Here is a 2,341-nt window from a genome sequence, read left to right on the forward strand (position 1 = left end):
GAGGGCGCCTGAGGCGGTGCGGGCAACGGATGTTATGGTAAATCCAGCTGATTGGCAGGTACAAAAAAAGCCCCGCAGGGCTTTTTTGTACCTTATTGAACTGCACACTTTGCAGCCTTCAGGGCTTCCAGCTGATTTAGCCGGTTAGCTGCTTTTTTGCGGGCTTCGCCTTTTGCCATGCCATTTCCTATCCCAAAATCACCCAGGAAACCTAATACGGTGCGCCCGTCAAATTCGCCGGTTGCCTCAATTTCTTGTTGTACACTGCGCGTTTTTGCGATTTCCAGAGCTACCGCTTTGCAATCCATTGCGGAAGATTCTGGACCGGTGACGTTCGCGGCCTGTGGATATTGCTTTGTTGCGCATCCTGCCATGATCAGCGCTGCCGATAGGATGAATATTTTTTTCAAAATTATCCTTATTTTATTTAGGCATAGTTAAGAGATACCCATTTTATCGGCAGGAAATGAGGGTTTTTTAGTTGAATTTTGGGAGGGGCAAGGTTCCATATTGGTCGAGGATTCTGGAGCTGACCGGCAACGGCCAGCGCGGCTATGGGCCATGCGGTGGTTGAGCATAGAAAGGATCTTCTTGAGTTCCTTTTTTTCTACGCGTAATCTCTTGCTCTGAAAACGAAAAAACCACCTGGGGAGGTGGTTTTTCGAAGGTTAAGTCAGTTGGGGAACTGCTTAACCTGGTAACTGGCTTCAGCAGAGCGCAGATACCAAATACTGTCCTTCCAGTGTAGCCGTAGTTAGGCCACCACTTCAAGAACTCTATAGCACCATCTACATTAACTCGCTCTGCTAATCCTGTTACCAGTGGCTGCTGCCAGTGGCGCTTTGTCGTGTCTTTCCGGGTTGGACTCAAGACGATAGTTACCGGATAAGGCGCAGCAGTCGGACTGAACGGGGGGTTCGTGCATACAGTCCAGCTTGGAGCGAACTGCCTTCCCGGAACCGAGTGTCAGGCGTGGAATGAGAAACCGCGGCCATAACAGCGGAATGACACCGGTACACCGAAAGGCAGGAACAGGAGAGCGCACGAGGGAGCCACCAGGGGGAAACGCCTGGTATCTTTATAGTCCTGTCGGGTTTCGCCACCACTGATTTGAGCGTCAGATTTCGTGATGCTTGTCAGGGGGGCGGAGCCTATGGAAAAACGGCTTCGCCGCGGCCTTATCGTTTCCCTGTTAAGTTTCTTCCTGGCATCTCCCAGGAAATTTCCGCCCCATTCGTAAGCCCGCACCGCTCGCCGCAGCCGAACGACCGAGCGCAGCGAGTCAGTGAGCGAGGAAGCGGAATATCTCCTGTCTCATATATTCCGCTTACGCTCTGCTGCTGCATTTTCCTCCTGCCACATGAAGCACTTCACTGATTCCCGCACCCGTGCCTACATAGTAAGCCAGTATACACTCCGCTAGCGCTACGTGACTGGTTCAGGGCTGCGCCCCGACACCCGCTAAAAGCACTGACGCGCCTGCGGCTTGCCCAACCCCGCGCCGTCCGGGAAAGAATTTCCCGATCGACCCGACGTTTCTGTTTACCTGTGATGTTAACGTTTGGATCTTTTTCCCGGGTTTACCTATTTTAATGAAGCGTAATGAAGCGTTCACAGCTGACGTTAATAGATGGGTGCTTCATGTTTGGTTTTTCACTAGGAGAACTTATGAACCTTTGCCCCGATGAACGTCTGCTCTTTGTGCGGATGATTTCCGCTATGCTTCGCCGTTCGGGCGGTGATGCGGGTGCTGTTATGTTTGAGGCGTATCGCCATATTGTGTCCGATACCAATCAAGCTCGTCGTTCCTACATGCTCGACCTGCTCGAAAGCGTCAGGCATGACTATGTACACGGTGGATATACATAGTTGCCCTGGATACGCTTTTCGTCTAAGTGAGCGTTCTTTTCGTCTCTTTATTCGCCGTCCTGTATACCGAAGCGTGCGCTCAGCTTCTGATAAAGCGCTTCTGCCTGTTCGTGCATTCGCTCACAGTCGGCTGCCTCGTCATCAAGATCGAGCACGTCGAGTTTTTCGAGCAGCAGCAGCGACTGCGCCCGGATAAATTTTGCCATGTTCAGTGCGGCTGATTCCTGTTTTGTCATACGGCTTTTTCCCGGTTTTATGGTGATCGCAGACTGAAATCTTACTTCATTCACTTGAGTGCATAGCCATGCAGGTACGCAGAAATCATCAGGGGCGTTTTTTCTCGATATGGGCACAGAAAGGTGTATGTTTCAGGCCGGAGTCCTCAGAAACGCCCTGAGGGCGCCTGAGGCGGTGCGGGCAACGGATGTTATGGTAAATCCAGCTGATTGGCAGGTACAAAAAAAGCCCCGCA

4 protein-coding genes are annotated in these 2,341 nt (G+C 51.7%); 1 reads left to right on the forward strand and 3 read right to left on the reverse strand.

Annotation, left to right across the window (positions count from 1 at the left end; all coding sequences use genetic code 11):
- Positions 1-92: 92 nt before the first annotated feature.
- A complete protein-coding gene (locus NA197_RS23290; protein ID WP_000718044.1) occupies positions 93-410 on the reverse strand; it encodes a hypothetical protein in 318 nt (105 codons plus the stop codon).
- A gap of 383 nt (positions 411-793) precedes the next feature.
- Positions 794-925: a hypothetical protein gene (locus NA197_RS23295; RefSeq protein WP_023224512.1), complete on the reverse strand. Its 132-nt coding sequence runs from the start codon at positions 923-925 to the stop codon at positions 794-796.
- 677 nt (positions 926-1,602) lie between these two features.
- Between NA197_RS23295 and NA197_RS23300 the strand changes: the two genes are divergently transcribed.
- Positions 1,603-1,869 carry a hypothetical protein gene (locus tag NA197_RS23300; RefSeq protein WP_371062137.1) on the forward strand — a complete coding sequence of 89 codons (267 nt, stop codon included), beginning with the start codon at positions 1,603-1,605 and terminating at the stop codon, positions 1,867-1,869.
- Between the two features lie 47 nt (positions 1,870-1,916).
- Here NA197_RS23300 and NA197_RS23305 read toward each other — a convergent pair whose 3' ends face one another.
- Positions 1,917-2,105 carry a Rop family plasmid primer RNA-binding protein gene (locus tag NA197_RS23305; protein ID WP_000165998.1) on the reverse strand — a complete coding sequence of 63 codons (189 nt, stop codon included), beginning with the start codon at positions 2,103-2,105 and terminating at the stop codon, positions 1,917-1,919.
- Between the last annotated feature and the right edge of the window lie 236 nt (positions 2,106-2,341).

The sequence above is a fragment of the Salmonella sp. NW884 genome (assembly GCF_051700745.1).
Classification (GTDB): Bacteria; Pseudomonadota; Gammaproteobacteria; order Enterobacterales; family Enterobacteriaceae; genus Salmonella; species Salmonella enterica.